At 66.7% G+C, this 26676-nt stretch carries 33 protein-coding genes; 11 read left to right on the top strand and 22 right to left on the bottom strand.

Annotated features, from left to right (window positions below):
- Positions 1-27: 27 nt before the first annotated feature.
- Positions 28-1107 carry a polyprenyl synthetase family protein gene (locus tag IV501_RS15440; protein WP_200557221.1) on the bottom strand — a complete coding sequence of 360 codons (1080 nt, stop codon included), beginning with the start codon at positions 1105-1107 and terminating at the stop codon, positions 28-30.
- Entirely contained in the window at positions 1104-1847 is a 744-nt protein-coding gene (locus tag IV501_RS15435) for a demethylmenaquinone methyltransferase (RefSeq protein ID WP_307812346.1), read from the bottom strand. Before IV501_RS15435 ends, IV501_RS15440 begins: the two co-directional genes overlap by 4 nt.
- 152 nt (positions 1848-1999) lie before the next feature.
- Between IV501_RS15435 and IV501_RS15430 the strand changes: the two genes are divergently transcribed.
- Positions 2000-3175, top strand: a complete 1176-nt coding sequence (locus IV501_RS15430; RefSeq protein ID WP_200557330.1) for an isochorismate synthase — start codon at positions 2000-2002, stop codon at positions 3173-3175.
- A gap of 119 nt (positions 3176-3294) precedes the next feature.
- Here the strand turns inward: IV501_RS15430 and IV501_RS15425 are convergent, their stop codons facing one another.
- From IV501_RS15425 to IV501_RS15415, 3 genes are all read right to left on the bottom strand, one after another.
- On the bottom strand, positions 3295-4194 hold the full coding sequence (locus IV501_RS15425; RefSeq protein WP_200557220.1) for a PPK2 family polyphosphate kinase: 900 nt from the start codon (positions 4192-4194) through the stop codon (positions 3295-3297).
- A 64-nt stretch (positions 4195-4258) separates the two neighbouring features.
- On the bottom strand, positions 4259-5932 hold the full coding sequence (gene menD, locus IV501_RS15420; protein WP_200557219.1) for a 2-succinyl-5-enolpyruvyl-6-hydroxy-3-cyclohexene-1-carboxylic-acid synthase: 1674 nt from the start codon (positions 5930-5932) through the stop codon (positions 4259-4261).
- Positions 5932-6267 (bottom strand): PLD nuclease N-terminal domain-containing protein, encoded by a 336-nt coding sequence (locus IV501_RS15415; RefSeq protein ID WP_200557218.1) that lies wholly within the window; start codon positions 6265-6267, stop codon positions 5932-5934. The genes menD and IV501_RS15415 overlap by 1 nt, the downstream gene beginning before the upstream one ends.
- 65 nt (positions 6268-6332) lie before the next feature.
- On the opposite strand from IV501_RS15415, the gene IV501_RS15410 reads away from it, so the two are divergent.
- On the top strand, positions 6333-6611 hold the full coding sequence (locus tag IV501_RS15410) for a DUF4229 domain-containing protein (RefSeq protein ID WP_200557217.1): 279 nt from the start codon (positions 6333-6335) through the stop codon (positions 6609-6611).
- Positions 6612-6641: 30 nt separating this feature from the next.
- Here the strand turns inward: IV501_RS15410 and IV501_RS15405 are convergent, their stop codons facing one another.
- From IV501_RS15405 to IV501_RS15390, 4 genes are read right to left on the bottom strand one after another with little or no spacing between them, the layout of a single operon-like run.
- The gene (locus IV501_RS15405) at positions 6642-7619 is read right to left on the bottom strand and encodes a 1,4-dihydroxy-2-naphthoate polyprenyltransferase (RefSeq protein ID WP_372430762.1); all 978 of its coding nucleotides are present in this window, start codon (positions 7617-7619) and stop codon (positions 6642-6644) included.
- A 36-nt stretch (positions 7620-7655) separates the two neighbouring features.
- A complete protein-coding gene (locus IV501_RS15400; RefSeq protein ID WP_307812344.1) occupies positions 7656-8798 on the bottom strand; it encodes an AMP-binding protein in 1143 nt (380 codons plus the stop codon).
- Complete coding sequence (locus IV501_RS15395; protein ID WP_200557216.1) at positions 8786-9688, bottom strand: 1,4-dihydroxy-2-naphthoyl-CoA synthase; 903 nt, start codon at positions 9686-9688, stop codon at positions 8786-8788. The genes IV501_RS15400 and IV501_RS15395 overlap by 13 nt, the downstream gene beginning before the upstream one ends.
- A gap of 22 nt (positions 9689-9710) precedes the next feature.
- A complete protein-coding gene (locus IV501_RS15390) occupies positions 9711-10055 on the bottom strand; it encodes a hypothetical protein (protein ID WP_200557215.1) in 345 nt (114 codons plus the stop codon).
- Between the two features lie 51 nt (positions 10056-10106).
- Between IV501_RS15390 and IV501_RS15385 the strand changes: the two genes are divergently transcribed.
- Positions 10107-11114, top strand: a complete 1008-nt coding sequence (locus tag IV501_RS15385) for an o-succinylbenzoate synthase (RefSeq protein WP_200557214.1) — start codon at positions 10107-10109, stop codon at positions 11112-11114.
- Here IV501_RS15385 and IV501_RS15380 read toward each other — a convergent pair.
- Positions 11066-11407 carry an ATP-binding cassette domain-containing protein gene (locus IV501_RS15380; RefSeq protein ID WP_200557213.1) on the bottom strand — a complete coding sequence of 114 codons (342 nt, stop codon included), beginning with the start codon at positions 11405-11407 and terminating at the stop codon, positions 11066-11068. The two genes, IV501_RS15385 and IV501_RS15380, sit on opposite strands and share 49 nt — an antisense overlap.
- A 26-nt stretch (positions 11408-11433) precedes the next feature.
- Between IV501_RS15380 and IV501_RS15375 the strand changes: the two genes are divergently transcribed.
- Both IV501_RS15375 and IV501_RS15370 read left to right on the top strand, forming a co-directional pair.
- Entirely contained in the window at positions 11434-12462 is a 1029-nt protein-coding gene (locus IV501_RS15375) for an LLM class flavin-dependent oxidoreductase (protein ID WP_200557212.1), read from the top strand.
- A 125-nt stretch (positions 12463-12587) separates the two neighbouring features.
- Positions 12588-12992, top strand: a complete 405-nt coding sequence (locus IV501_RS15370) for an LbetaH domain-containing protein (protein ID WP_200557211.1) — start codon at positions 12588-12590, stop codon at positions 12990-12992.
- 39 nt (positions 12993-13031) lie between these two features.
- On the opposite strand, the gene ccsB is transcribed toward IV501_RS15370, so the two are convergent.
- From ccsB to IV501_RS15345, 5 genes are read right to left on the bottom strand one after another with little or no spacing between them, the layout of a single operon-like run.
- Positions 13032-14012 carry a c-type cytochrome biogenesis protein CcsB gene (gene ccsB, locus IV501_RS15365; protein WP_372430761.1) on the bottom strand — a complete coding sequence of 327 codons (981 nt, stop codon included), beginning with the start codon at positions 14010-14012 and terminating at the stop codon, positions 13032-13034.
- A complete protein-coding gene (resB, locus tag IV501_RS15360) occupies positions 14009-15700 on the bottom strand; it encodes a cytochrome c biogenesis protein ResB (RefSeq protein ID WP_200557210.1) in 1692 nt (563 codons plus the stop codon). Before resB ends, ccsB begins: the two co-directional genes overlap by 4 nt.
- Entirely contained in the window at positions 15684-16424 is a 741-nt protein-coding gene (locus IV501_RS15355; protein ID WP_200557209.1) for a cytochrome c biogenesis CcdA family protein, read from the bottom strand. Before IV501_RS15355 ends, resB begins: the two co-directional genes overlap by 17 nt.
- Positions 16421-17017: a TlpA family protein disulfide reductase gene (locus tag IV501_RS16280; RefSeq protein ID WP_200557208.1), complete on the bottom strand. Its 597-nt coding sequence runs from the start codon at positions 17015-17017 to the stop codon at positions 16421-16423. Before IV501_RS16280 ends, IV501_RS15355 begins: the two co-directional genes overlap by 4 nt.
- Positions 17014-17652: a histidine phosphatase family protein gene (locus IV501_RS15345; RefSeq protein ID WP_200557207.1), complete on the bottom strand. Its 639-nt coding sequence runs from the start codon at positions 17650-17652 to the stop codon at positions 17014-17016. The genes IV501_RS16280 and IV501_RS15345 overlap by 4 nt, the downstream gene beginning before the upstream one ends.
- A 78-nt stretch (positions 17653-17730) precedes the next feature.
- On the opposite strand from IV501_RS15345, the gene aspS reads away from it, so the two are divergent.
- Both aspS and IV501_RS15335 read left to right on the top strand, forming a co-directional pair.
- The gene (aspS, locus tag IV501_RS15340) at positions 17731-19056 is read left to right on the top strand and encodes an aspartate--tRNA(Asn) ligase (RefSeq protein WP_307812342.1); all 1326 of its coding nucleotides are present in this window, start codon (positions 17731-17733) and stop codon (positions 19054-19056) included.
- 11 nt (positions 19057-19067) lie between these two features.
- Positions 19068-19631: a hypothetical protein gene (locus IV501_RS15335; RefSeq protein WP_200557205.1), complete on the top strand. Its 564-nt coding sequence runs from the start codon at positions 19068-19070 to the stop codon at positions 19629-19631.
- Positions 19632-19696: 65 nt separating this feature from the next.
- Here IV501_RS15335 and IV501_RS15330 read toward each other — a convergent pair whose 3' ends face one another.
- From IV501_RS15330 to IV501_RS15310, 5 genes are all read right to left on the bottom strand, one after another.
- Positions 19697-19996, bottom strand: a complete 300-nt coding sequence (locus IV501_RS15330; protein ID WP_200557204.1) for a Dabb family protein — start codon at positions 19994-19996, stop codon at positions 19697-19699.
- Complete coding sequence (locus tag IV501_RS15325) at positions 19993-20256, bottom strand: glutaredoxin family protein (protein WP_200557203.1); 264 nt, start codon at positions 20254-20256, stop codon at positions 19993-19995. The genes IV501_RS15330 and IV501_RS15325 overlap by 4 nt, the downstream gene beginning before the upstream one ends.
- A gap of 12 nt (positions 20257-20268) precedes the next feature.
- Positions 20269-20367, bottom strand: coding sequence for a 30S ribosomal protein bS22 (locus IV501_RS15320; RefSeq protein WP_003792170.1), 99 nt, complete (start codon positions 20365-20367; stop codon positions 20269-20271).
- A gap of 104 nt (positions 20368-20471) precedes the next feature.
- On the bottom strand, positions 20472-20666 hold the full coding sequence (locus IV501_RS15315; RefSeq protein ID WP_200557202.1) for a helix-turn-helix domain-containing protein: 195 nt from the start codon (positions 20664-20666) through the stop codon (positions 20472-20474).
- Between the two features lie 107 nt (positions 20667-20773).
- Entirely contained in the window at positions 20774-21295 is a 522-nt protein-coding gene (locus tag IV501_RS15310; RefSeq protein ID WP_200557201.1) for an ArsR/SmtB family transcription factor, read from the bottom strand.
- Positions 21296-21397: 102 nt separating this feature from the next.
- On the opposite strand from IV501_RS15310, the gene IV501_RS15305 reads away from it, so the two are divergent.
- Positions 21398-22816 (top strand): TrkH family potassium uptake protein, encoded by a 1419-nt coding sequence (locus IV501_RS15305; RefSeq protein WP_200557200.1) that lies wholly within the window; start codon positions 21398-21400, stop codon positions 22814-22816.
- Positions 22809-23480 (top strand): potassium channel family protein, encoded by a 672-nt coding sequence (locus tag IV501_RS15300; protein WP_200557199.1) that lies wholly within the window; start codon positions 22809-22811, stop codon positions 23478-23480. Before IV501_RS15305 ends, IV501_RS15300 begins: the two co-directional genes overlap by 8 nt.
- A gap of 3 nt (positions 23481-23483) precedes the next feature.
- Here the strand turns inward: IV501_RS15300 and proC are convergent, their stop codons facing one another.
- Entirely contained in the window at positions 23484-24305 is an 822-nt protein-coding gene (gene proC, locus IV501_RS15295; protein ID WP_200557198.1) for a pyrroline-5-carboxylate reductase, read from the bottom strand.
- A gap of 41 nt (positions 24306-24346) precedes the next feature.
- Here proC and IV501_RS15290 point away from each other — a divergent pair, with 41 nt between their 5' ends.
- On the top strand, positions 24347-25309 hold the full coding sequence (locus IV501_RS15290; protein WP_200557197.1) for a cation diffusion facilitator family transporter: 963 nt from the start codon (positions 24347-24349) through the stop codon (positions 25307-25309).
- On the opposite strand, the gene IV501_RS15285 is transcribed toward IV501_RS15290, so the two are convergent.
- Positions 25310-25741, bottom strand: coding sequence for a nucleoside deaminase (locus IV501_RS15285; protein ID WP_200557326.1), 432 nt, complete (start codon positions 25739-25741; stop codon positions 25310-25312).
- Positions 25742-25805: 64 nt separating this feature from the next.
- Here IV501_RS15285 and upp point away from each other — a divergent pair, with 64 nt between their 5' ends.
- Positions 25806-26438: a uracil phosphoribosyltransferase gene (gene upp / locus IV501_RS15280; protein ID WP_200557196.1), complete on the top strand. Its 633-nt coding sequence runs from the start codon at positions 25806-25808 to the stop codon at positions 26436-26438.
- Positions 26439-26676 lie beyond the last annotated feature (238 nt).

Here is a 26676-nt window from a genome sequence, read left to right as displayed (position 1 = left end):
AAGCGGGTTCGGCCGGCGGACTGGGAGCTAGTGCGAGCGGTCGACGATCGTGTCGGCGAAGCGCGTGAGGGCCTTCTTGACCGGGCCATCGGGCAGCGGCGCGAGCGCTTCGACGGCCTCTCGTGCCCAGCGATGTGCCTCGGCCAGCGTGCGGGCGGTGACCTCGTGGTCGCGAAGTTCGGCGATTGCGGCGGCGATTTCTGCCTCGCGCTCCGACTCCCCCGGCGACTGGGCGGCGGTCACGTCGCGCTCGATGCGCTCGAGTAGGGCAGCGGCAGTCGCGTCGGTCTGGGCGAGTTCACGCAGGTAGAGCAGCGGCAGGGTCGCGACACCCGAGCGAAGGTCGGTTCCCGGGGTCTTGCCGGTCTCCTCCCCTTCGGCGGAGAGGTCGATCACGTCGTCGATGAGCTGGAACGCGATGCCGATCTTCTCGCCGAAGACGGTGACCGGCACACGGAACTCGACCGGAGCGTTGCCGAAGATGATTCCCATCTGGGCTGCTGCCGCAATGAGCGAGCCGGTCTTGTCCGACAGCACCTGGATGTAGTGCTCGATCGGGTCTTCGCCCTCGCGCGGTCCAACAGTCTCGTGAAGCTGGCCGATGCAGAGCCGCTCGAACGTGTCGGCCTGTAGCGTGATCGCGGCCTCACCAAGGCTCGCCACCAGCTTGCTGGCACGGGCGAACAGCAGGTCGCCGGTGAGGATGGCGACCGAGTTGCCCCAGACCACCTGCGCGGTGGGGACGCCGCGTCGCATGTTTGCTTCGTCCATGACGTCGTCGTGGTACAGCGAGGCGAGATGAGTGATCTCCACCGCCTCCGCCGCAGAGATCACCGACGCGCTATTTCCTTCGCCGAGTTGGGCGGTGAGGAGGGTGAGTGTCGGTCGCACGCGCTTGCCGCCGGCGTCGAGCAGGTAGCGGCTGGTGACATCCGCAAGATTGTCGGCGAACGACATCTCGTGCGAGAGCCCCTCTTCTACGGCGACCAGGCCGGTCTCGATGGCCCGCGCAAAACGCCGCTCGCTGGCGGAAGAGAAGAGCTTTTCGCCGAGACCGAGCGCCGAGCTGAGGCTGCTGCGGCGGGCGGTGGGCACGCTCGGAGTCACTGTGTTGTCGTCTCTTTCGGCTTACGGGTGCGCTTGACGGCGGACTTGGCCGGCTTGTGTCCGCGGTGCAGGGCGACGACACCGAAGGTGAGGTTGCGGTAGGCGACGCGAGTGAACCCGGCCCCACGAATCCACTGGCTGAGGGTCTGCTGGTCGGGCCAGTCACGGATCGAATCGGCGAGGTACGTGTAGGCCTCGGGGTTCGAACTCGTTGCACCGACGATGCGCGGCATGACGAAACGCATGTAGGCGGTATACCCGGCGCGGAAGATCGCACGGGACGGCTTGGAGAATTCGCAGATGACGAGGCGCCCGCCGGGCTTCATCACCCGGAACATCTCGCTCAGGGCCTTCTTCGGGTCTTCGATGTTGCGCAGTCCGAAGGAGATGGTGACCGCATCGAAAGAGTTGTCTTCGAAGGGAAGCGCCATCGCGTCAGCCTGAACGAAGGTGAGCTTCGGATGACGACGGCGCCCGACCTCGATCATGCCCGGGGAGAAATCGGCTGCCGTGACATCCGCCCCCGACTTCGCCAGCGCGGCGGAACTAGTACCGGTGCCGGCCGCGATGTCGAGGATCTGTTCACCCGGCTTCGGGGCGACCGCCCGCACCGTGGCAGAACGCCAGATCGGGGAGTTGCCCATCGAGAGGACTCCGTTGGTGCGGTCGTAGTGCTTCGCGACCCCATCAAACATCGCTGCTACCTCGCCGGGTTGCTTGCTCAGATCTGCCTTGGCCACTCCACAAGTCTAGTTGAGGCAACCTGGGCGTCACCGGGCCTTCAGGAGACCAGGATTAGGGTTGCCTTGTGGCGACCTCACCCGCACCCTCCAGCGTTCCTCAGCTTCGCGTCACGACAACCGAGATCGCTGATCCGGGGCCTCTCGTCCCGATGCTCGACCGGCGGCATCCGCTGCTCTGGTCGCGGCGCGGCTTCGGTCTGGTGGGAATCGGCGAGGCGGTGCGACTCGAATTCTGCGGCCCGACCAGGTTTGCGGATGCCGCGTCCGCGTGGCGCACGCTGGTGGCGGCCGCCACGATCACCGACCCGCTCCGCCGCACCGGCACCGGGCTGATTGCCCTCGGATCGTTCGCCTTCTCTGACCACTCGGCCGAGACCAGCGTGCTGATCGTGCCCGAGCTGATCGTCGGACGCGACGTCGATCAGAGCTGGGTCACGCGGGTCGGCGCCGGGTATCCCGCTCCTCCGCCTGCGGTGCCGCCCGCTGTTCCATTCGGTGACGACATCGAGGTGACGCTCCGCCCCGGGTCGCTGGACGCCAACGGCTACGTCGCGGCGGTGACCGCGGCGGTGTCGCGGATCCACGACCACGAGCTCAGCAAGGTGGTGCTGGCCCGGGAACTGGTGGGGACGCTGCCAGCGGGCGGGGACATCCGTCGGGTGATCGACGCGCTCGGTACCCGCTATCCCGACTGCTGGACGTTCTGTGTCGACGGCTTCCTCGGCGCGAGCCCCGAAACCCTCGTGAGCGTCGACGGCGGCTCGGTCTCCGCGCGGGTGCTGGCCGGCAGCGCCGCGAGGGGAACGGATGCCGAGAGCGACCAGGCTGCGGCCGTCGCGCTCGCCACCTCGCAGAAGGATCAGGACGAACACGAGTTCGCGGTACAGAACGTGCTGGCCTCCCTTCGCGCTCACAGCGCCGACGTCACCGCGAGCGAGCAGCCCTTCACCCTCAAGCTCCCCAATCTCTGGCACCTCGCCAGCGACATCGAGGGCGAACTGACCGACGGCTCCACCTCGCTCGACCTGGTGCGCGCCCTGCACCCGACGGCCGCGGTCGCCGGCACCCCGACGAAGACGGCGCTGGCCCTGATCGAGGAGCTCGAGCCGTTCGACCGCGGTCGGTACGCGGGCCCGGTGGGTTGGATCGGCGCGGATGGTGACGGCGAATGGGCCGTTGCGCTGCGCAGCGCCCAGGTGCGCGACGGCACGATCACGGCATATGCCGGCGCGGGCATAGTGAGCGAGTCAGTACCGCAGCGTGAACTACTGGAAACCCGGATGAAGTTCCGCCCGATCGTCGAGGCCCTCGCCCCGATCGAGTAGCAGTCTTCCGCCGGTCGAGTAGCTGCCAAGGAACAAGGACGCGTATCGAGACCCACCACAAGGTTTCGATACGGCTGCTCCTTCGTCGCGGCCTACTCAACCAACGAAACGGGCGCTCCTCAACCAGCGGGGTTCGACGTCGCCAGCCGCGTCTTCTCCGCCCCCACGTCGAAGTCGACCGCCGGCCACTGCAGGTCGAGCCCGCGGAGCGCCCCGAGCAACAATTGCTGGACGGCGATGCGCGCGTACCACTTGTGGTTTGCGGGAACCACGAACCACGGGGCATCCGTCGTCGATGTCCGTTCGAGCGCCAGCTGATAGGCCTGCTGATACTGCGGCCAGAGCGCGCGTTCATCCACGTCTGACGGATTGTATTTCCACACCTTGTCCGGGCGGTCGAGACGATCGGCCAGGCGCTTCTTCTGCTCATCGGCACTGATGTGCAGCATCACCTTGACGATGGTGGTGCCCGCAGCGACAAGTTCACGCTCGAACTCGAGGATCTGCCCATACCGCTGCTCGATCTGCTCGGCGGGGGCGAGTGCGCGCACCCGACCGATAAGCACGTCCTCGTAGTGCGAGCGATCGAAAACGCCGACCATGCCAGCAGCGGGAGTGCGCCGCCGCACCCGCCAGAGGAAGTCGTGTTCGAGCTCCTCCGGTGTCGGCTTCTTGAAGGCATACACGCTCAGCCCCTCCGGACTGATTTCGCCGACGACGTGCTCGACGATTCCCCCCTTGCCGGCCGTATCCATGGCCTGCACGATCAGCAGCAGCGAGCGCGTGCCGCCGTAGCGACTGTTGGCGAAGAGCCGCTCTTGCAGATCATTGAGCTCCTGAGCGTTGCGGGCGAGCTCCTCCGCCCCCTCTGCCGTTCCGCCGCGCTTGCCCAGCTCGAAGCCGGGCGCGCTGTCGGGGTCGACGGCGGTCAGGTCGAATCCGGGGCCGACCCTCAGCAGCTCGCGGACATCCGCGCTCCAGCCTGTCGCCGTGTTCTTAGCGCTATCCGCTTTGCTCATGCCGCGAGGGTACTCCGCGGCACCGATCCGATCATTCGGACGGCCGTTCAGCGGGGGAGGCCGTTCAGCGGGGCAGCGGCACCTCGACCAGCACGGGAGCCGCGCCGGGAGACAGCGCCTCGTCGAGCTCGCCGCGGTTGGTGGCCCGGCGATACTCCCAGCCGTATGCGGCGGCGAGTGCCTTCAGGTCCACGTTCTGCGGCGTGAACTGCACGCGGTCGAACGGCTCGGGGGCCGCGGTCGCCGCCACCTCGAGGCTGTCGAAAATCGTTCCGCCGCCGTCGTTTCCCACGATCACCTGGATGCGGGGGCGAGACTCTCCCCCGCCGAAGAGAAGCGCGCCCGCGTCGTACAGCGTGGCCAGGTCACCGAGCAAGACGCGCGTGATGCCAGCCGCGCTCGACCCGGGGGCGTCTTGGCTGGCGAGGGCGATGCCGATCCCGGTCGCGATGGTTCCGTCGATGCCGGCGAGGCCGCGGTTCGCATGAACCGAGATCTTTTTGCCCGGCACCGAGGCATCCGCTTCCCGAATCAGGCGCGACGCCCCGAGTACGAGACGGTCGTGCGGCCAGGTCGCCGCCCACACCGCTCCCACCAGCGACTGTCGGGTGATCGGCTCGCGGTAGGCGGCGAGCTGCTCCCGCGCCAGCGCCCCCGCGCCGTCACCATGGGGGGTCACGGATGCCGGCTCGATGAGTGCGCGATCCGCGCGCAGCCAGGTCCCCAGCCACTCGCGGTCGATCTCGACCGCACCGGCGATGCTGATCGGACCTGCCACGATGCGCGCGCGATGCCCGGGGTTGTACGCCTCGGCGCCGGTGCCACGCACGACGATCGCCTCGACATCGTCGCGCTGAAGCAGAGCCGGGATCTCGCGGCTGAGGGTCGGATGTCCGAACACGATCGCGCGCCGCACCTCACCCTCCAGCTGCTGCAGCAGGCGCCGGTATCCGACCACGACGTTGCGCCCAAAGCGCGAGCCACTCGACACCTCGGCCAGCAGCGGCACACCGAGCTCGTGGGCGAGCTGCTCGGCCTCAGGGCCTGCCCCGTCGCCGGCGATCACGACGGTCTGCGGCGCCGCGGGCAACGACGTTCCCTGGCGCGGGTGTGCGAGCCATTCGCGGCGCTCGATGGACGGCAGTTGCTCCACCGGCCCGGAGAGCGGCTCACGAAAGGCGAGGTTCAGCTGAACCGGTCCGGGGGTCGCGGGCACGACATCCAGCGATCCGGTTCGCGTGCCGGAATTGCCCGCCGCGGCGGAGTACGCCTCGTGGGCGAGCTCGCCCGGCAGTTCAGGGTCGAAACCGTGCTCGCTCGGGGCGTCGACATCCCGCATCCAACGAATCGCAGACCCGAAGATGCTCACCTGGTCGGTGGTCTGGTTCGAGCCGATGCCCCGAAGCTCACCCGGTCGATCGGCCGTGATCAGGACGAGCGGGACTCCAGAATGGTGCGCCTCCAGCACTGCGGGGTGCAGGTTCGCCACCGCGGTGCCGGAGGTGGTGATGACGACGACCGGCACCCTCGTCTCCACGGCGAGCCCGAGCGCCAAGAAGCCGGCCACCCGTTCGTCGATGCGCACTCGAAGTCGAATCAGCCCCGCCCGCTCGAATTCCGCCGCAGCCAGCGCCAACGCCTGCGACCGCGAGCCGGGGCACAACACGACGTCGCGCACCCCGCGGGCCACGAGCTCGGCTAGAACGGAGACCGCGAAGGCGGTCGAAGAATTCGGCACTACTTCGTAGTGGGAGTGTCGTCGGGATCGTCGAGCTCTGACAGCTGCGCCTCGATGTCGCGGATGCGCTTCTCGCGCGCCTTCTCCTCGCCGAGAGAGCGCAGAAAGTCGGGGTCGTCATCTGGGGCGCGCGTCAGACGCACCTCGGCACCGGGACGGCTCTTGCCGAAAATGAACCAGAGGATGCCGCCGATGATCGGAATCAAGCAGATGAGAACCCAGGCGGGCTTCGGCAGGGCGCGAACCCGTGACGGCGGCGTCACGATCACGTTCACGAGCGTGAAGACATAGAAGGCGAACGCCGCCAGACCGAGGATGATTCCGAGCCTGACCATGCACCAGATTGTAAGCCGCTCTGCTTGGAGCTTGCCCCCAGGTGCAGCTGCCTAGACTGATGGGCGTGAAACCGTCGCGCCAATGGATCGTCTACTCCGCCATTCGGCTGGGCATCTTCGCCCTGATCCTGGCGATTCTGGTCGTCGTCGGAGTGAACCCGATCTTCGCCGCCATCGGTTCGGCCGCGATCAGTTTCTGCCTCTCGTACATCTTCCTGACCAAGCAGCGGGATGCCGTGGCCCGCTCGGTCGTCACCATCCGCTCCAAGAAGACGAGCACCGATCTCGACAACGACCTCGAGAACGAGGCCATCGACCGCCTGGAGAACCGCAAGCTCGACTAGCTGTAGGCGCTGCCCGCTGGTCGAATAGCGTTAGAACGCGAGCGCGGCTCCGAGCCCGGCACCGTAGAGCAACGCGGTCAGGCTGGTGAGCTGCAGCGCGATGATCAGCTCCGGCGGCGTCTTCGCCGTCAGGGTGATGATCACCGCCGGAATCGCGGCGAGCAAAACGAAGTACACCAACGGAGCGAGCGGGTAGAACAGCACGAAGAAGATCAGGATCACGAACGGCAGCAGCGCGAACACCGCGAACATGATGCGGCTCGCCCGGTCGCCGAGCAGCACCGCGAGGGTGCGCTTGCCCGCCAGCTTGTCCTGCTGGATGTCCCGGATGTTGTTGACCATCAGCACCGCGCAGGCGAGGAATCCGATGGCGACACCCGAGAGCCAGCTCTCGACGTTGACCGTCCCGACCTGCGTGTAGGTCGTGCCGGCGGTGGCGACCAGCCCGAAGAAGACGAAGACGAAGACCTCGCCCAGCCCGTAATACCCGTAGGGCTTCTTACCCCCGGTGTAGAAGTACGCAGCGACGATGGCGACCGCGCCGACGATCAGCAGCCACCAGAGCTGGGTGAGGATGACCAGAATCAGGCCGGCGACGGCGCCCAGTCCGAAGAACACGAAAGCGACGGTGCGCACGGTCTTCGGCTTGGCGGCGCCCGACCCGGTCAGTCGCGACGGGCCGACCCGGTACTTGTCGGTACCGCGCACGCCGTCGGAGTAGTCGTTGGCGTAGTTGACGCCGATCTGCAGGGCGAGGGCGACGGCGAGCGCCAGCAGCGCCCGCACCCAATGCCAGCCGGGTGAGGAGACGAGGAAGGCGGAACCGGTTCCGAGCAGCACCGGTGCGATGGCGAGCGGGAGGGTGCGCAGACGCGCTCCGCCGATCCAGTCGCGCGCGGTCGCCTTGCGCACAACGACCCCGGGCTTGCGGCCTGCGGGATGTCCGGAGCGGCCCTTCGTGCGAGCGGGATCGATACGACGCTGGGACGGTCTCTTCGGTTTAGCCACGGAGAGAATCCTACTGAGCGTCGCGGTGGGCGGATCTCAGCTGTCGGTGACCTGCGCCAGCCGGGTGAGTGCGATCCGGTCCGGCTTGCCGCTGCTGAGGAGGGGCAGGTGTTCGACCGTGATCACCGCGGCCGGTGCGGCAGCTACCCCGAGCGCGGCGCCGACGTCCGCGCGGACCGCTGCGAGATCCGCCGTCTGTGTGGTGACGATGACGGGGACCTCTCCCCAGCGCGCGCTCGGCGCGCGAACGGCCACGGCATCCGTGATCCCGGTGGAGCGCACGAACCGCTCGACCGCGTCGAGTGACACCTTGATGCCGCCGGAGATGATCACGCCGTCGAGTCGGCCGGTGACGCGCAGCACCCCGTCGACGATCTCGCCGGTGTCGCCGGTGCGGTACCAGCGCAGCCCGTCACGCATGACGAAGGTCGCGGCGGTGCGCTCCTCGTCGCCGAGGTAGCCATCGGCGAGCATCGGGCCCGCGATCTCTATCTGCCCGTCGACGACCTGGGCCTGGGCGGTGCCGATCGGTACCCCGTCGTAGACGCAGCCCCCAGAGGTCTCGCTCGAACCGTAGGTGCGGGTCACGGCGAGCCCGAACTCGAGGCACCGCTCGAGAAGCTCGGGCGGGGTCGCCTGACCGCCGACCAGGATGCAGTCGAACCGTCGGTACACCTCCAGCAGGTCGAGGTCCTCCCCGGCCGCCTCCACCAGCGAGGCCAGCTGGGCCGGGACGAGCGAGGTGTAGCGCAGCGGCTGGTCCATTCGGAGAGCGGCGGCGGCGAACTCCGATGGCTCGAAATGGCCCGGCGCGAGAAGCACCGGCTCCGTGCCCGCGGCGATCGAGCGGACGAGCACGTTGATGCCCGCGATGTAGTGGGTGGGCAGGGCGAGCAGCCACTGGCCCGGGCCGCCGAGCGCGGCGTCCGAGGCCGCGGCGCTGGCGAGCACCGCGTCCGCGCTGAGAGCGACCCGCTTCGGAGTTCCCGTCGAGCCGCTGGTCTGGATGACCAGGGCGGTGTGTTGCGGAACGGTCTCGCGCGCCGTTTCGTTCTCGGCGGTGTCCGCACCTCCGCTCGCAAGCAGGGCATCCCCGCCCTCGAGAGCATTGCGCAGGGCGAGAAGCATCTCGGCGGGATCGCTCGGTGCGGCTCGAACCGAGCGCACTAGAACTGCCACGGGAATGGCGCCCAGTCGGGGTCGCGCTTCTCCAGGAAGGCATCGCGCCCCTCGACCGCCTCGTCGGTGCCGTAGGCCAGCCGGGTGGCTTCCCCGGCGAAGACCTGCTGGCCGACCATCCCGTCATCAACAGCGTTGAAGGCGAACTTGAGCATGCGGATCGCCGTCGGCGACTTGCCGAGGATCTCTTCGGCCCACTCGATGGCGACATTCTCCAGCTCGGCGTGCGGCACCACAGCGTTCACCGCCCCCATCTCGTAGGCGCGCTGGGCGCTGTACTCCCGAGCGAGGAAGAAGACCTCGCGCGCGTTCTTCTGCCCGATCTGGCGGGCGAAGTATGCGCTGCCGTAGCCTCCGTCGAACGAGCCGACGTCGGCATCCGTCTGCTTGAATTTTCCATGCTCGGCGCTGGCGATGGAGAGGTCGCAGACGACGTGGAGCGAGTGCCCACCGCCGGCCGCCCAGCCCGGGATGACCGCGATGACGACCTTGGGCATGAAGCGGATGATGCGCTGCACCTCGAGTATGTGCAGGCGACCACTGCTACTTGCCGCTTGCCCTGAGCTTGTCGACGGGTCGGCGTACTGATAGCCGTTACGCCCGCGGATGCGCTGGTCGCCGCCCGAGCAGAACGCCCAGCCGCCGTCCTTCGGGCTCGGCCCGTTGCCGGTCAGCAGCACGACGCCGATCGTGGAGTTGAGGTGCGCGTCGGTGAGCGTGCGGGCGAGCTCGTCGACGGTCTGCGGCCGGAACGCGTTGCGCACCTCGGGCCGGTTGAACGCGATCCGGGCGATGCGCCCGCTGAGATCGTGGTGGTAGGTGATGTCGGTCAGGCCGTCGAAGCCCTCAACGGTGGTCCAGCGGGTCGGGTCGAACAGCTCCGAGATCATGACCCCAGCCTACGAGTGGTGACTACGACCCGCCGAGTGCGTGCAGCAGCCCGATCAGCACCAGCGGATTGATCAGGATGCTGACCACCGCCGCCACCGCGCCGAGCCGCCCGCCGCGCCTCCGCACCGCGGCAACGATCCCGAGCAGCAGCGTCGCCACAGTCAGCACGATGACGGCCTTCCCCAGCGCATCCGCGATTGCCCACTCGCCCGCCGTGCCGATGATGATCGCGACGATCTCGACCACCGCGAGCGCGGCGACGGCGGTGAGCGCGATGGCGCCGAGGGAGATCATCCGTCGCTGCGGTGCGGTCGGACCGAGCTCCGCGTCAGGCAATACGGCGGCCTCTGGCTGGGGATCGGTCATGGCTGGATTGTAACCACGCACGACAGACGGCCGGGGGTACAGACTGGGGGGATGTTGCCACCGTTGCCCGACATCCTGTCGACCCTCCGCGTGGTCTCCCTCCCCATGACTCACCGCTTCCGCGGCATCGACGTGCGCGAGGTGGCATTGTTCGAGGGACCGGCCGGGTGGACGGAGTTTTCGCCGTTCGTCGAATACGACACGGCCGAGGCCAGCGCCTGGCTCACCGCCGCGCTCGACTTCGGCTGGCAGCAGACCCCGGCCATCTTCCGCTCGTCGATCCGCGTGAACGCCACCATGCCGGTGGTCGACTCCTCCCGCGTGCCCGAGGTGCTGGCGCGATTCCCGGGCTGCCGCACCGTCAAGATCAAGGTTGCCGACCCGGGCCAGGGGCTGACGGATGACGTCGCTCGCGTCGCCGCGGTTCGCAAGTATGTGGGTCCCGAGGGTCGCATCCGCGTCGACGCGAACGGGCTCTGGACCGTGGACGAGGCCGAGCGCGCCATCCACGCCCTCGCCGAGTTCGACCTCGAGTACGTCGAACAGCCCTGCGAGACAGTGGAGGAGCTCGCCGACATCCGTTCCCGCGTGGCCTACATGGGCGTACCGATCGCCGCCGACGAAAGCGTGCGCAAGGCCGAGGATCCGGCGCGGGTGGCCCGCGTCGGCGCGGCCGACCTGCTGGTGGTGAAGGCGCAACCGCTCGGCGGCATCCGCCGCGCGCTCGACGTGATCGAGGAGGCCGGTCTGCCGGTGGTCGTCTCCAGCGCGCTCGAGACATCCGTCGGCATCTCGATGGGCGCGTATCTCGGGGCAGCGATCGACACGCTGCCCTACGACTGCGGGCTCGCCACGGTGAGCCTGCTGACGAGCGACATCACGGCGGAGCCGCTGCTCCCCCACGCCGGAACGATCGACGTGCGGCGCGTGGTGCCCGACCCCGAACTGCTCGATCGCTTCGCGGCGGAGCCGGCGCGCGAGGCGTGGTGGCGCGGACGGATCGTCGACTCCTACCGCTTTCTCGACGACGCCCTGGCCGCCCAGCGCCCATCGGAGTAGTCGATCGCAATCGGGTAGTCGAACGCCTCGGTGACGCGGGTTGTCGTGAGCACATCGGTCGCCGCACCTGACGCCGTGATATGACCGCCGCGCAGCAGCAGCGCGTGGGTGGTCGAGCTGGGCAACTCCTCGAGGTGCTGGGTGACCAGCACCGAGGCCAGGCCGGGGTGAACCGACCGGAGCTCGTCGACCGTGGCAAGCAGCTGTTCGCGAGCCGCAACATCCAGACCCGTCGACGGCTCCCAGCGCTCGGAATAGGCTGACTCTCCGCCGCGTTGGGAACTTCTATACATTTGCATTGACTGCCAGGAGGCACTGAATGACCCTCGAACTCGGAATCGACACCTTCGGGGACGTCACCAACGACGCTGCCGGCAACCCCATCCCCTACGCGCAGGTACTGCGCAACCTGGTAGCCCAGGGCGTGCTCGCCGACCAGGTGGGGCTGGACTATATCGGCGTCGGAGAGCACCACCGCGAGGACTTCGCGGTGTCTGCACCCGAGGTCGTGCTTGCGGCGATCGCCGCACAGACCGAGAGAATTCACGTGGGCACCGCCGTCACCGTGCTCAGCTCGGATGACCCGATCCGGGTGTTCCAGCGTTTCGCCACGCTCGACGGCATCTCCAGCGGTCGCGCGGAGGTCATCCTCGGTCGCGGCTCCTTCACCGAGTCGTTCCCGCTGTTCGGCCTCGACCTGGCCCAGTACGAGCAACTGTTCGAGGAGAAGCTCGAGCTGTTCGCCGCCGTTCGTCAGCAGACTCCGGTGACCTGGTCGGGCAGCGTGCGCGGCCCGGTCGTCGACAAATCGGTGTACCCGCCTGTCGAGCACGGTCTTCTGCCCGCCTGGATCGGCGTCGGCGGCAGCCCGGAGTCGGTGGTCCGGACCGCCAAGTACGGCTTCAACCTGATGCTCGCCATCATCGGTGGAGAACCAGAGCGCTTCGCCCCCTACGTCGATCTGTTCCACCGCGCGATCGCTCAGTTCGGGATGCCGCTGCCGAAGATCGGCGTGCACTCCCCCGGTCACATCGCCGCGACCGACGAGCAGGCCCGCGAAGAGCTGTGGCCGCACCACTCCGCACTGATGAACCGCCTCGGTAAGGAGCGCGGCTGGGGACCGATGAGCCGCGAATCGTTCGAGCACGAAATCGAGAGCGGATCGCTTTACGTCGGCTCGCCCGAGACCGTCGCGCAGAAGATTGCGAAGACGGCCACGACGCTCGGTCTCGACCGTTTCGACCTCAAGTACAGCAACGGCACGCTCGCGCACGAGAAGCTCATGACCAGCATCGAGCTCTACGGCACGCAGGTGGCGCCGCGCGTTCGCGAGCTGCTCGCCGACTAGTCGACCTGGGCGTCGGCTGACCGGGGAATGGGAACCAATCGGCACGTGTTGTAACTGGCTGAGCGGGTTTCGCGCCCACTCTCACGATCTCGCGCCGAGTTGAACGGCGCAGCGGAAGGACAGCTATGAGCAGAGTCATCGAAGAAATCGAGAACGGCCGCGGCGAGGTGCTGCGCTACCGTCGCCACACCAACGGACGCGGCATGATCGCGGTCGGCGCTTCCGTCGACCCCACCGCCTTCGTCGACGCGAACACCTACATCGAGTCGAACGTGCAGGTCGGCAAGCGCGCCCACATCGGCGCCGGATGCTGGATCGAGCACGGCGCGATCGTCGGCCCCGCCGCGGTGTTGGGCAGCAACGTCCACCTCGCGGAGGGCGCCGTGGTCGGCGTCGGAGCTCAGGTCGGCAGCTACAGCAAGATCGGCATTGACGCTCGGGTCGGCGACGGCGCGAAGGTCAATGGCGACAGCCACATCCCCTCGCACGCGGTCATCCCGCCCCGTCCGGGCCTGGCCCGCGCGGCGTAGAAACGTCAGTCGAGTAGCGCCCGAGCGCTGGTCGTCGGTTTACAGGCCGCTGTAGGCGTGCAGGCCTTTGAAGAACAGGTTCACGATGGTGAAGTTGAACATCACCGCGGCGAAGCCGACGATCGCGAGCCACGACGAGCGCGAGCCACGCCATCCGCGGGTGGCCCTGGCATGGATGTACCCGGCGAAGATGGTCCAGATGATGAAGGTCCAGACCTCCTTGGTGTCCCAGCCCCAGTAACGACCCCAGGCATGCTCGGCCCAGATGGCCCCGGCCATGAGGGTGAAGGTCCAGAACACGAAGCCGACCACGATGACCCGGTAGGCGAGATTCTCGAGCTTGACCGCATCCGGGAAGGTCGCAAGGAACCCCAGTCCACCGATCTTGCTCGACTCGCGACGCGACTGGATCAGCTGGGCTATCGAGAGGCCTGCACCGATCGCGAAGAACGCGGTACCGAGCGTCGCGACGAAGACGTGGATGATGAGCCAGTACGACTGCAGTGCGGGCGGCAGCGGAACCACGTTCACGTAGAACCCGACCGTGCCGAAACCGAGCACGATCAGAGCGAAGCCGCTGATGTAGGCACCCAAGAACTTCAGGTTCTGCCAGAGCTGCACGACGATGAAGACGCCCACGATGATGGCGGATGCCGTAAGCGAGAACTCGAACATGTTCGCCCACGGCACGCGGTGCGCCGCAACACCGCGCAGCACCGTTCCGCCGACGTGCAGCAGCCACGCGAGCACGGTGAGCGAGAACGCTACCCGTTCGAACCGGCTGGACTTGCGCGTCGGTGCTGGCGGCGGTGTGGCCGTTCGCTCGAGCAGGGTGGTAGTGGACGCGCTGGAAAGTTGACCGACCACCCGGGCGAGGGGCGCTGCCACCGCGACGGCGGCCGGCGACTCGGAGGATCGCTTCGCGAGGTCGAGCGTGAACGCGATGAATGCGAACAGATACACCCCCATCGCCGAGTAGACGAGAACGAGGGAGTACGACGCCAGGGTTGCGGTAGTCACGACGTCAGCCTAAGCCCGAGTTGCTGGGAATGCTTTGCCGCGATGTCGGCCACAGCACCGTCGAGGCCAGGGTCTTCACCGCGCGCGAGCCCGGCGTATTCGAGACGGATGCTGCCATCGTCGCCCTCGAGCGCCTTGACCCACACTCGTCGGCGCGGCACGAACAGTCCGGTGAGTAGCCCGAGCAGCACCAGGATGGCGAAGAACAGCACCCAGCCCTGAGTCGGATCGCGGTGGATGTCGAGCGACGCGAAGCGCGGAACGCTCTTCAGCTCACTCGTTGCCCCCTTCGGTGACACGTTGTCGAACGTGATGGTGCCGAGGCCGCCGGGGATGTCCACCGTCTGCCCGGGCGCCAAGTGGATCGACTTGGTGTCGACATCCGGCCCCGCGATCTCGGTGAGCTTGGTGGTGTCGAGCGAGTAGACCGACTTCGGCTCCCCCGCGTCGATGCCGAGATCACCTGTGTAGAGCACGAGGGCGAGCTCGGGATTCAGCAGATCGGGGTTGGTCGATGAGGTGATTCCGGCGGTGTCTTGCGCCGCCGTCGGATAGAACAGTCCGCGCATGCCGAGTTGCTTCTTGAGGCCGTCCGGAATCTTGAGAACGCCGAGCGAGGTGAGATTCGCGTCCTGCGGAAGGAAGGGCGTCGCGCCCGAGAAGACGACGGCTCCGTCGGGGTCGCGGAGCGTGATCTTCGGGGCATAGCCGTTGCCGAGCAGGTAGACCTGATTGCCGCCGATCGCGAGCGGGTCGTTGACCTTGATGGTCTCCTTGGTGCCCTTCTTCTGGCCGCCCTGGTAGGTGGTCACCTTCGCGGTGTAGTCGATCGGCTGGCCGAAGGCGTTGAGATTCTCGGTCTCGTATTTCGCCGTGAAGCTGTCGAGCCTGATGCGGTACGGGGCGAGCGCCGAGTCGGTGAAGAACCGGCCGGGGGTGAACGAGTCGAAGGCAAGTCGCACGTTGGCGAAGACCTGACCGGGGACGAGTACCTTCTGGCCGGTGTATCCGAATCCGCCCCCGACACCCACCGCGATCAGGATGCCGATGAGCGCCATGTGGAACACCAGGTTGCCGGTCTCGCGCAGGTAGCCACGCTCGGCAGACACGGACAGGCCCGACCCCGAACGGCCAGCGCCGTCGAACAGCTGCGTGCGGTATCCGCTGCGACGGAGGAGCGCACGGGCGGCGGCGACCGCGGTCGCGGGCGTGATGGGGGCGCCTGCGGCATCCGTCTGCCCCGGGGCGATCTCGAAGGCCGCGAAGCTGCCGAGCCGCTCAAGGTGAGCCGGGGTCTTCGGGGGGCGGGAGCGCAAGGCCCTCGCGTGGTGCAGCGTTCGCGGCACGACGCATCCGATCAGCGACACGAACAGCAGCAGATAGATCGCCGAGAACCACACCGAGGTGTAGACGTCGAACAGCTGGAACTTGTCGAGGATCGGCGCGAGATCCGGGTTCTGCTGGAAGTACTGGGTGACGCCGTTCGGGTCGGAGCTGCGCTGCGAGAAGAGCGAACCCGGCACCGCGGCGACGGCGAGCAGAAGCAGGAGGAACAGCGCCGTGCGCATGCTCGTGAGCTGGCGCCAGAAGAAGCGCAGGGTGCCGACGATGCCGAGCTTCGGCTGGGTTACTCCGCTGCTCTTAGGGGCTGGCGCAGCGGAATCATAGTGATCAGATGGGCGACTCAAAGCCTCCGATCACCGCCCCGAGGTGCGACATGATGATGCGCCAGAGGCCGCTGACCATGAGGACTCCGATCAGCACGAGCAGGGCTCCGCCGATGATGTTGATGACCCGGATGTGACGCTTGATCCAGGCGATGGACCCGCCGACCCAGTTGAGACCGAGTGCGACAAGCAGAAACGGGATGCCGAGGCCGAGGCAATAGAACAGTCCGATCAGCGCGCCCCGCCACGGGTTGCCGCCGTCGAGGCTCATCGAGGTGACGGCCGCGAGCGTCGGGCCGAGGCAGGGAGTCCAGCCGAGACCGAAGATGATGCCGAGCACCGGAGCGCCGCCGAGGCCGGTCGCCACCCGCCACTGCGGCTTGAACTGGCGCTGGAGGAAGCTGAACTGTCCGATGAAGATCAGGCCCATCACGATGAGGAGAGCGCCGACGATGCGGGTGATCAGATCGATCCACGGGATGAGCAGGATTCCGGCGATCGAGAACACGACCTGCAGCAGCACGAACACCAGGCTGAAGCCGAGCACGAACAGCAGCACTCCGAGAACGAGTCGACCGCGGCCCTTGCGCTCGTTCAGTGAGGCGAACCCGCCGATATAGCCGAGATAGCCGGGCACAAGCGGCAGCACGCACGGCGACACGAAGGCGACCAGACCGGCGAGAAGCGCGATCGGCAACGCAACCACGAGGTTGCCGCTCGTGATCAGCTCCGTGATCGGATTCACTTGGCCTCGGCCTGGGTATCGGAGATCAGCGTGTTCAGGATGGACTGCGACTGCAGTTGCCCCGAGATGCGCGCGGCGATGCGACCCTGCTTGTCGAGTACGAAGGTGGTCGGCACGGCACTCGCCGAGACGCTGCCGGCGAAGGCGATCGCTGCGGTGCCCTTATCCACGTCCATGACAGAGGGATACGTGATGCCGTAGCGCTTCTCGAATGCCATGGCCGTGTCTGGCTGGTCGGCGACGTTGACGCCGACGAACGAAACACCCTCGCCCTGATACTTCTCGTACTGGCTCTGCAGGATCGGGGCTTCGACACGGCAGGGAACGCACGTGGCGTACCAGAAGTTCACGACGACAACCTTGCCGCGGTAATCCTTCAGCGCGAAAGGAGTGCCGTCTTCGGTGGTCGAGGTGAAGTCGCGTGGCGCGCTGCGATCAGCGGGCTTGATGAGAACCGGGGCGCCCGTCTCATCCGTGTATCCGGTTCCGCTGTTGCTCGAGTAGCTGGACGCGAGCTTGTCCTGCCCGCTGCAGCCGGTGAGGGCCAGAGCGCCGATCAGAAGGACGCCGGCAATGGCGTATGGCTTTCTCACACCGCCCCCGTATCGATCGAGCCGGCAAGGAGCTCGGCCGCGGGCTCCCGGTAGGCGACCTCGACGAAAGAGTCACCCCGGCGTTCAAGCGTGGTGATGCTCGACAGTGTGCACCGACGGTTGCGCGGGTCATGGAACGGACGCTTACCGGCGACGGCTCGCTGCACCATGACGATCGGCATCTGGTGGCTGACCATGACGACGTCGCCGCTCTCGGTCGCGGACCAGGCGTCATCGATGGCCGCAAACATCCGGGTGATCACGTCGGTGTAGGCCTCGCCCCAGCTGGGGCGGAGGGGATTCGCGATCCATGGCCAGATCGTGGGGTGCAGCAGCACCTTGGGGCCGAACTGGTACGTGCCGCCCTCGAACTTGTTCGTGGGTTCGATCAGGCGGTCATCCGTCTGGATAGGAAGATCGAAGGCTTCCGACCAGGGCTGCGCCGATTCCTGCGCGCGCAGCAACGGGCTGGCATAGAGCGCGGTGATCGGATGTCCCGACAACTCGCCAGCGGCAGCGGCGGCCATTTCCTTGCCCAACTCGGAAAGGTGGAATCCCGGCAGACGTCCATAGAGCACACCCTCGGGGTTGAAAACCTCCCCGTGGCGCACGAGATGGATCTGGGATGCAGGCACCGGGTAAGTCTACGTTTCACGTCGCTGCCAAAATCCCGAGAATCCCGCCCTCGCCGGGGCCGACTAAACTCGGGGACCGTGAGCGAACGCACCCTGATCAAGAACCTTGCCGCCTCTGCTGACGGCCCCATCTCCGTATCCGGTTGGGTGGAGACGGTCCGCGATCAGAAGAAGGTGCAGTTCGTCGTGCTCCGCGACGAGAGCGGCGCAGTGCAGCTGGTGCACCCACGGGCATTCGAGGAAGACGGTTCGGCCGCTCCGGATGCCCTGGCCGACACCATCTCCGCCCTCACCGTCGGAAGCTTCCTCACCGCGACAGGCGAACTCAAGCACGACGAGCGCGTCAAGCTCGGCGGCGTGGAGATCAAGCTGGACGCGCTGGATGTCGCCAGCGTCGCCGCGGACATCCCGATCGCCGCCGATTCCGGCATCGACAAGCGCATGGACTGGCGCTTCATCGACCTGCGCCGCCCCGAGCAGAACCTGATCGCCCGGGTGCAGTCGACCTTCGAGCACGCGCTGCGCAGCTATTGGATCGAGAACGACTTCGTCGAGATCCACACCCCGAAGCTCATGGCCAGCGCGAGCGAGTCGAAGGCAGAACTGTTCGAGGTGGACTACTTCGAAGGCAAGGCGTACCTGTCGCAGAGCCCGCAGTTCTTCAAGCAGATGGCACAGCCAGCCGGCTTCGGCAAGATCTTCGAGGTGGGCCCGGCCTTCCGCGCCGACCCGAGCTTCACCAGCCGTCACGCCACCGAGTTCACCAGCGTCGACGCCGAGTTCAGCTGGATCGACAGCCACGAAGACGTCATGACGCTGCACGAGAACCTCATCGTCGCCGGATTCACGGCGATCAAGGAGAAGCACGGCGAGGCGATCAAGGCCCTCTTCGATGTCGAAGTCACGGTTCCCACCACACCGTTCCCGCGCATCCCGCTCGCCGAAGCGAAGCGCATCGTCGCCGAGCGCGGCTACGAGGTGCCCCGCGCGGACGACGACATGGACCCGGAGGGCGAGCGCCAGATTGCCGCATACGCACTCGAGACCTATGGGCACGAGTTCGTGTTCCTCACCGACTATGCGTCCAGCATCCGGCCGTTCTATCACATGCGTCACGATGACGACCCGTCGCTCACCAAGAGCTACGACCTCATCTTCAACGGCGTGGAGATCTCTACCGGCGCCCAGCGCGAGCACCGCATCGACGTGCTGACCGCGCAGGCGAAAGACAAGGGTCTCGACCCCGAAGAGCTCGATTTCTATCTCGACTTCTTCCGCTACGGCGTCCCGCCGCATGGCGGCTTCGGCATGGGTCTCAGCCGCGTGATCATGCTGCTGCTGCACCAGGCCAACCTCCGTGAGGTCACCTACCTGTTCCGCGGGCCCACCCGCCTCCTCCCCTAAGGACTCAGCACATGCCGACCGAAAGCGAAGCACGACAGGCGGCGGTTGCCGCTGGTCGCGCACTCCAGGCCATCCTCGACCAGCACATCGAGTTGCTCGAGAGCAGTCACGATGAAGACGAGGCGGCGGTCGAGGTCGACCGTGAGCTCTGGGAGCGCGTGGCCGAGTACGGCGACCTGCTCGACGACCTCTACGGCGACGACGAGGATGACGACGAGCCTGAGGAATCGGACGAGCTCACCTTCACGGTCCGCACCCGCTACGACTACACGATCGTCGACGAGAAGGAATTCCTCTCCGCAGGCAAGGGTGTGGGAGCTGCCGTCGAGGCGTTGCTGCAGCGCGCCGGCGGTCGTCCGCTCAGCGCCCTTGAGGTCGACTCGCTCGAGACCGGAAGCGGACTGCTGACGGTGCACCTCAACGACGAGCCGCTGGTCGCGGCGGACTTTGCCGAGGCCGACGAGCCCACCGACCTGCTACTCATCGACCCGAGCGAGCAGCTGCAGCACGTGCTCGATGAGCCGGTATACGACTCCCGCGCCGAGGCTGAGGCCGCAGCGAAGACCCGCCGGTAGCAGGGCCGCTGCGGGGGCCTCGATACGCGGGCTCGTTCCTCGCGCGCTACTCGACCGACGGGCTGCTAGAGCGTGACGTCGACGTTTGAGCGCTGGGCGACCAGGGTGCGGATGAAGCCCGCCACCTTCTGGTGCTCGGGGTGGTCGATGTAGGTGCGGAGGGCTGCCTCGTCGGCGTAGTCAGCGATGAGCACGACATCCCAGTTGCCCTCGACGTCGACGCTGTTGGACGCGACGGTAAGCGACTGGATCTCCGGGATCACGGGCGGCAGAGTCTGCAACGCCGCAGCGATCTGCGCTGACTGCTCGGCCTTCGTCGCGGTATCTTCCGCAGCAAGCTTCCATGAGACGACATGCCTGATCACTGCGCGACCTCCAGCAGAGCCGTACGAAGGCGCACCGGATCGACGCGCCAGATGTTGTGGACACGCCCGTCGATCAGCACGACCGGGATCTCGTCCGCATACGTGGCGAACAGTGCCGGGTCGTCGAGGATCGATACTTCTTCGATCGCGATGGGAGCGACGGATGTCCCGGACTCGAGGTCTGCGACCACCGAGGCCACGACATCCCTCGCCGCATCGCACAGGTGACACCCCGGTTTGGTAACGAGGGTGATCACCATGGCGAAGCTGACCTACTTCTTGTTGCGACGCTGGTGACGCGTCTTGCGCAGCAGCTTGCGGTGCTTCTTCTTCGCCATACGCTTGCGGCGCTTCTTGATGACTGAGCCCATGATTACCTCAACTGTTCGTGAAACGGACGACCGGGTCCGTTCAGAACCGCGGAAAATTGCAACTGGGCTATCTTACCCGCGTTTCGCTGCGGATCTTCTCCGCCCTAGGCGGTATCGGAGACGTGCGAGTCGATCGCGGCCTCGACAGCCGACTCCGGAACCCGGAACGAGCGCCCGAAACGGATGGCAGGCAGGTCGCCCGCGTGCACCATTCGGTACACGGTCATCTTGGAGACGCGCATCATGTCCGCCACTTCGGCGACGGTGAGAAAGCGCACTTCGGCGAGGTCACGGGCCACGCGATGCCTCCAGGTTTTCGGGTCACTGGCCCGCGGATGTTACGGGAGTGCTAATCGGTAACCCTAGGGGTTGCTGTGACGCCTGAGCAATAGAGCGCGAGCAGTTCTCAGCGATCCGAATTCTTGGTGAGACGCTGCTTGAGCGGGTCGACCACGCGGCGTTCCACCTCGTGCGATGCACCCTGAATGCGGTGCGACGCGGCGGCGGCGGCGCGACCGATCGCGGTTCCCGCGTCGGAGGGATGCTGCAGCGTCTCGGCAGCGCGACGAATCGGCTCCGGCAGCGGCATGCCCGACCACGCGGCGAAGACGGTGGACCCGGACGCATCCGTATCGCTGTCGAAGTCTGCGCTGAGGAAGGGGATGAGAAAGTCCTCGAGGTCTTCGAGCGGGCTGGTGTCGATGCAGTAGTAGCGGTGCTGCCCCTCCTCGCGCACTGTCACGAGACCGTGGTCGCGCAGCACCTTGAGGTGCTTCGAGACCGTCGGCTGGCTGAGCCCGAGTTTCTCGACGATCTCGCCCACGCTGATTTCGCCGCGCTCGGAGTCGGGCGAGACGTACCGGGCAAGCAGGACCTGCAGCAGGTCCCGTCGGGTCGCGTCGGCAACCACGTCGAAGATGTCAGCCATGCAGACAGGCTAGCGGCGTACCTCCCCGCGGTAGCATCGCACTCACCGCAACCGCCGAGAGAGCGTCACCTACTCGGTCCGGTCGATTCATCAGGGAGACGGATGCTGAGCACCATGCGCCGCTCGCCGGCCAAGGCTCTCCGCGGCGCGATCGACGATTTCGCAGCCGCGAGCCCGCCGCGATTTGCGATCTCCGTCTTCGCTCTGTTGGTCCTGCTGTTCACGGCGCTGTTTTCGCTCCCGATATCCAGCGCGAACGGTGCGGTCACCCCGCTTGCCGACTCCCTCTTCAGCGCTGTTTCGGTGATTTGCGTCACCGGTCTCTCGACGGTGGACATGGCAACACATTGGTCGGGATTCGGCCATGTACTCATCCTGATCGGTGTGGAGATCGGCGGAATCGGGGTCCTCACGCTGGCCTCCATCCTCGGTCTCATCATCTCGAGACGTCTCGGATTACGCTCGCGCCTGCGAGCAGCGAGCGACAGCAATCCGTTGCGCACCAAGAAGGGCCCCGTGGCAGAAGGCCAGGCGGTGCGGCTCGGCGAGATCGGCGGTTTGCTTGCCACCGTCGCCATCAGCACTCTGGTGATCGAAACTGCGGTCGCCGTCCTGTTGTTCCCCCGACTGTTGATCCAGGGCGTCCCCCTCGCCGATTCACTGTGGCAGTCCTTCTACTTCGCCACGATGGCGTTCACCAACACTGGCTTCGTGCCGACCGCGAGCGGCCTCACCCCGTACTCGCACGACGTCTGGTTTCTTGGCTTGATCATGGTGGGCGTGGTGCTCGGCAGCATTGGTTTCCCGGTGATCTACGCCGTCATCCGCAATCCTCGGCGCCCTCGACGTTGGCCCCTGCACGTGAAGCTCACGTTGGTCACCTCGGCGATACTGCTCATCACCGGGGCCATCGCCTTCTTCGTGCTGGAGTTCTCCAACCCGCATTCCCTCGGCGAACTCGATCCCGCGCAGCGCACCCTCCAGTCGGTCTTCTATTCGACGATGACACGCTCGGGCGGATTCTCGACAGTTGATGTCTCCCAGCTCAACGGATCGACACTGTTGGTCACCGACATGCTGATGTTCATCGGCGGCGGTTCCGCGTCCACGGCCGGTGGTATCAAGGTCACCACGCTCGCCGTACTGTTTCTCGCGGCCTTCGCCGAGGCGCGAGGCAACGAGGAAATGGGGGCCTTCGACCGCCGCATCCCGGGAGACGTGCTGCGAATCGGTGTCAGCGTCGTGCTCTGGGGCGCCACCATCGTGGCCATGTCGAGCATCGTCATTCTCCAGCTCACCGGGGCGCCGCTCGACTTCGTGCTGTTCGACGTGATCTCTGCCTTCGGCACTTCCGGGCTGAGCACTGGCCTGACAGCCGAGCTGCCGGATGCCGGGGTGTACGTTCTCGCATCGACCATGTTCTTCGGACGGGTCGGTACGGTTACTCTCGCCGCGGCACTCGCGGCGAGTTCGAGGCGGCAGCTGTTCCGCCGCGCAGAGGAGAGGCCGATCGTTGGCTGAACGCATCCCCCGCGACGCCGCGGTGCTCATCATCGGACTCGGCCGCTTCGGCGAGGCCGTCGCCGGCGAACTCAGCGATCTCGACCGCGACGTGCTCGTCATCGACGAGAACGCCCGGCTGGTGCAGAAGTGGTCGGAACGCGTCACGCACGCCGTTCAAGCGGATGCGCGCGACCTCGAGGCGCTGCGACAGATCGGCGCTCAGGAGTTTCCGATCGCGGTAGTCGCGGTCGGGTCATCGGTAGAAGCCAGCGTGCTCATCACCGCGAACCTCGTCGACCTCGGGATTACCCAGATCTGGGCTAAGGCGGTCAGCAAGTCGCACGGAACGATCCTGGCGCGCATCGGAGCGCACCACGTGATTTACCCAGAGGCGGAGGCCGGCGAGCGCGTCGCCCACCTGGTCTCGGGAAGCATGATCGACTTCATCGAGTTCGACGACGACTTCGCGATCGTGAAGATGCACCCGCCGGCCGCGGTCGTGGGTAAGGCGCTCGGCGACACCGGAATTCGGCGCAAGCACGGAATCACCGTGATCGGGGTGAAAGCGAATGGTCAGGCTTTCGCCTACGCGACCAACTCCACGGTGGTGAATGCGGACGACATCGTGATCGTCAGCGGTAGTTCCGCCGACATCGAGCGCTTCGCCGGGCTCTACGCGTAGCGCTCAACCGGCGGCGAGTTCCTTCGCCCGGGCCAGGGCAGCCGCGGTGGCACGATCGAAGAGGTCGCTGAGGTGCGCCTTCTCGAGCTCCGCGACGGCCCGTTCTGTCGTGCCTTTTGGGCTGGTGACGCGGCGACGCAGTTCCCGCGGGGTCTCGCCCGATGACACGAGCAGGTCGGCCGAGCCGAGGAAGGTGCCGTTGACCATCACGCGAGCCTCGTCATCCGTGAATCCGAGCCCGCGGGCGGTACGGGTCAACTGCTCGATCAGATAGAAGACGTAGGCCGGGCCCGACCCGGAGATGGTGCTCAGCGCATCGATCTTGGCCTCGGGAATGACGAGCACGTCGCCGACCGTCTCGAACAGGTCCCGAACAAGCTGCACGTCGGCGTCCGTCGCGCGGGAGCCGCCGCTCACGCCGGTGACGCCCTTGCCCACCACCGCGGGAGTGTTCGGCATCGCGCGCACGACCACGTTCGGCACGATCGCCTCCATGGTCGCGATGGTCACTCCGGCCGCGACGCTCACCACGATTGCATCGGCCGCAAGCGCCGGGGCGAGCTCGCGCAGCAGGTCGGCGACCATGGCCGGCTTCACCCCGACGATCACGATCTTCGCGCCGTCGACCGCGATCGCATTGGCCTCCGGGTCGGCATCGAGCGCGAGCGAGATCACCCGGTCGGAGCGCAGCGCATCGGCCTTGTGCTGGGTGCGGTTGGTGACCCGAATTCCGTCGGTACGAACCGAGGGCTGCAGCAGGCCCGAGAGGATGGCGCCCCCCATTGATCCGGCTCCGAGAATCGCGATGGTGGGAAGGCTCGTCATCCGACCATCCTAGATTCGCCCTCGCTCCTAGGATTGAGGCCATGAGCACAGAGGGCAGTACCCGGGCGATCATTGCGGCGATGCTCGCCAATCTCGGCATCGCGCTGGCGAAGTTCATCGCATTCTTCTTCTCCGGTTCCAGCTCAATGCTTGGCGAGGGCGTCCACTCGCTCGCCGACACCGGCAACCAGATTTTGTTGCTGCGCGGTGGCGCGGTGTCGCGCAAGAAGGCGGATGCCGAGCATCCATTCGGACACGGACGCGAGCGCTACGTGTACGCCTTCGTGGTGTCGATCATTCTGTTCAGCGTCGGCGGTGTGTTCTCTATCTACGAGGGTGTGGACAAGATCGAGCACCCACATCCGCTCGAGGTGCCGTGGCTGCCGATCGCCGTGCTACTGATCGCCATGGTTCTTGAAGGCTTCTCGCTCCGCACCGCGGTGAAGGAGTCCAACCACACCCGCGGCAAAGACACCTGGCTGCAGTTCATCCGGCACGCGAAGGCACCAGAACTCCCCGTCGTACTGCTCGAGGATGTTGCAGCCCTCACCGGCCTCGTGCTCGCCTTCCTCGGCGTCGGCCTGACGATCATCACGGGCAACGGCGTCTTCGACGGCATCGGCACCCTGGCCATCGGTGTACTTCTGGTCATCGTCGCGATCGTGCTCGGCATCGAGACCAAGAGCCTGCTCGTCGGCGAGGGTGCATCGCCCGCCGACACTGTGCGCATCCGCGACGCCATCAACGCCGAAGTCTCGGTCGACGCGCTCATCCACATGAAGACGCTGTACCTCGGTCCGGAGGAATTGCTCGTCGCCGCCAAGGTCGCGTTCGGTGCCTCGATGCGGTTGACGGATGTCGCTACCGCCATCAATTCGCTGGAGGCACGCATCCGCGAGGCCGTGCCCATCGCCCGCGTCATCTACATCGAACCGGACATCTACCTGCCGCCGAACGCGGAGAACCCGTCGACCGACGCCATCGTGATCAAGGCCGCCGACTAATCAGCGGTGCGCGCGGAAGAACTCGAGCAGCGGGGCCGCACAGGCCTCCTCCTCCACACCGCCGTAGACCTCGGCGCGGTACGGCAATCGCCGGTCGCGCAGGATGTCGTACATCGACCCCGCGGCACCCGCCTTCTCGTCCCAGGCGCCGAACACGACGACGCCGACCCGTGCTGCGAGAATCGCGCCGGCGCACATCGGGCACGGCTCGAGAGTCACCACGAGGGTCGTATCGGTGAGGTGCCAGTCACCCCTGGCGGCGGCCGCGGCGCGCAACGCGAGGATCTCGGCGTGCGCGGTCGGGTCCTGCCGCAGCTCGCGCTCGTTGCGTCCCTCGCCGATGACCTCACCCGCCGCGTCGAGCACGAGCGCGGCGACGGGCACGTCGGCGTGTGCGGCGGCGAGCCGCGCGCTGGCGACGGCTTCGAGCATCCGTCGCCGGTGGAGGGCCGAGACGACCGTCAAGCGCACCCCTTCCCTCGGATAGATTGAGCCTATGCGAGTCCACGTAGCCGACCACCCCCTCGTCACCCACAAGCTCACCGTGCTGCGGGACAAGACGACCCCGTCCCCCACGTTCCGCGCCCTCACCGAGGAGCTCGTGACACTGCTCGCCTACGAGGCGACACGGGATGTTCGCACCGAGCCGCTCGACATCGACACCCCGGTCGGCCCCACCACCGGGCTTGCCATCAGCAACCCGCGGCCGCTGGTCGTGCCGATCTTGCGCGCTGGCCTCGGCATGCTCGAGGGAATGGTCAAGCTCGTCCCGACCGCCGAGGTCGGCTTCCTCGGAATGGTGCGAAACGAGCAGACGCTGCAGCCGGATGTCTACGCCGAGCGCCTGCCGGACGACCTGTCCAACCGCCAGTGCTTCGTTCTCGACCCCATGCTCGCCACCGGTGGCTCGCTCATCGCGGCGATCGACTACCTCTTCGCGCGTGGTGCGGTCGATGTGACCGCAATCTGCCTGATCGCCGCTCCCGAGGGCCTCGACGCGGTCGCCAAGGCGACCGAAGGGCGCGAGGTGCACATCGTGCTCGGTGCCCTCGACGAGAAGCTCAACGAGCTCGGCTACATCGTCCCCGGGCTTGGGGATGCGGGCGACCGTCTGTACGGCCTGGTCTGATTTCCGCTCTTGTCATTCACGGCACTCGAGGGTTGACACGTCGCCCTCGAGTAGCCAATAGTTATCTCATGACTGTGAACGCGCACGCCCTGACCACCCTCGAGGTGTCAAGGTCTGCCGGCATGATGTTGCCGACAAGCGCGGTCATGTGTTGTCGAATGTGTGCCTAAGAGCTAGCACCTAGCCGGGTTCGCGTACCGCGACCCCCAGGAAGATCGCCCCTCATAACGAGCGACTT

Source organism: Lacisediminihabitans changchengi (assembly GCF_016634425.1).
GTDB lineage: Bacteria > Actinomycetota > Actinomycetes > Actinomycetales > Microbacteriaceae > Lacisediminihabitans > Lacisediminihabitans changchengi.
This window is presented reverse-complemented; position numbering and strand designations above follow the sequence as displayed.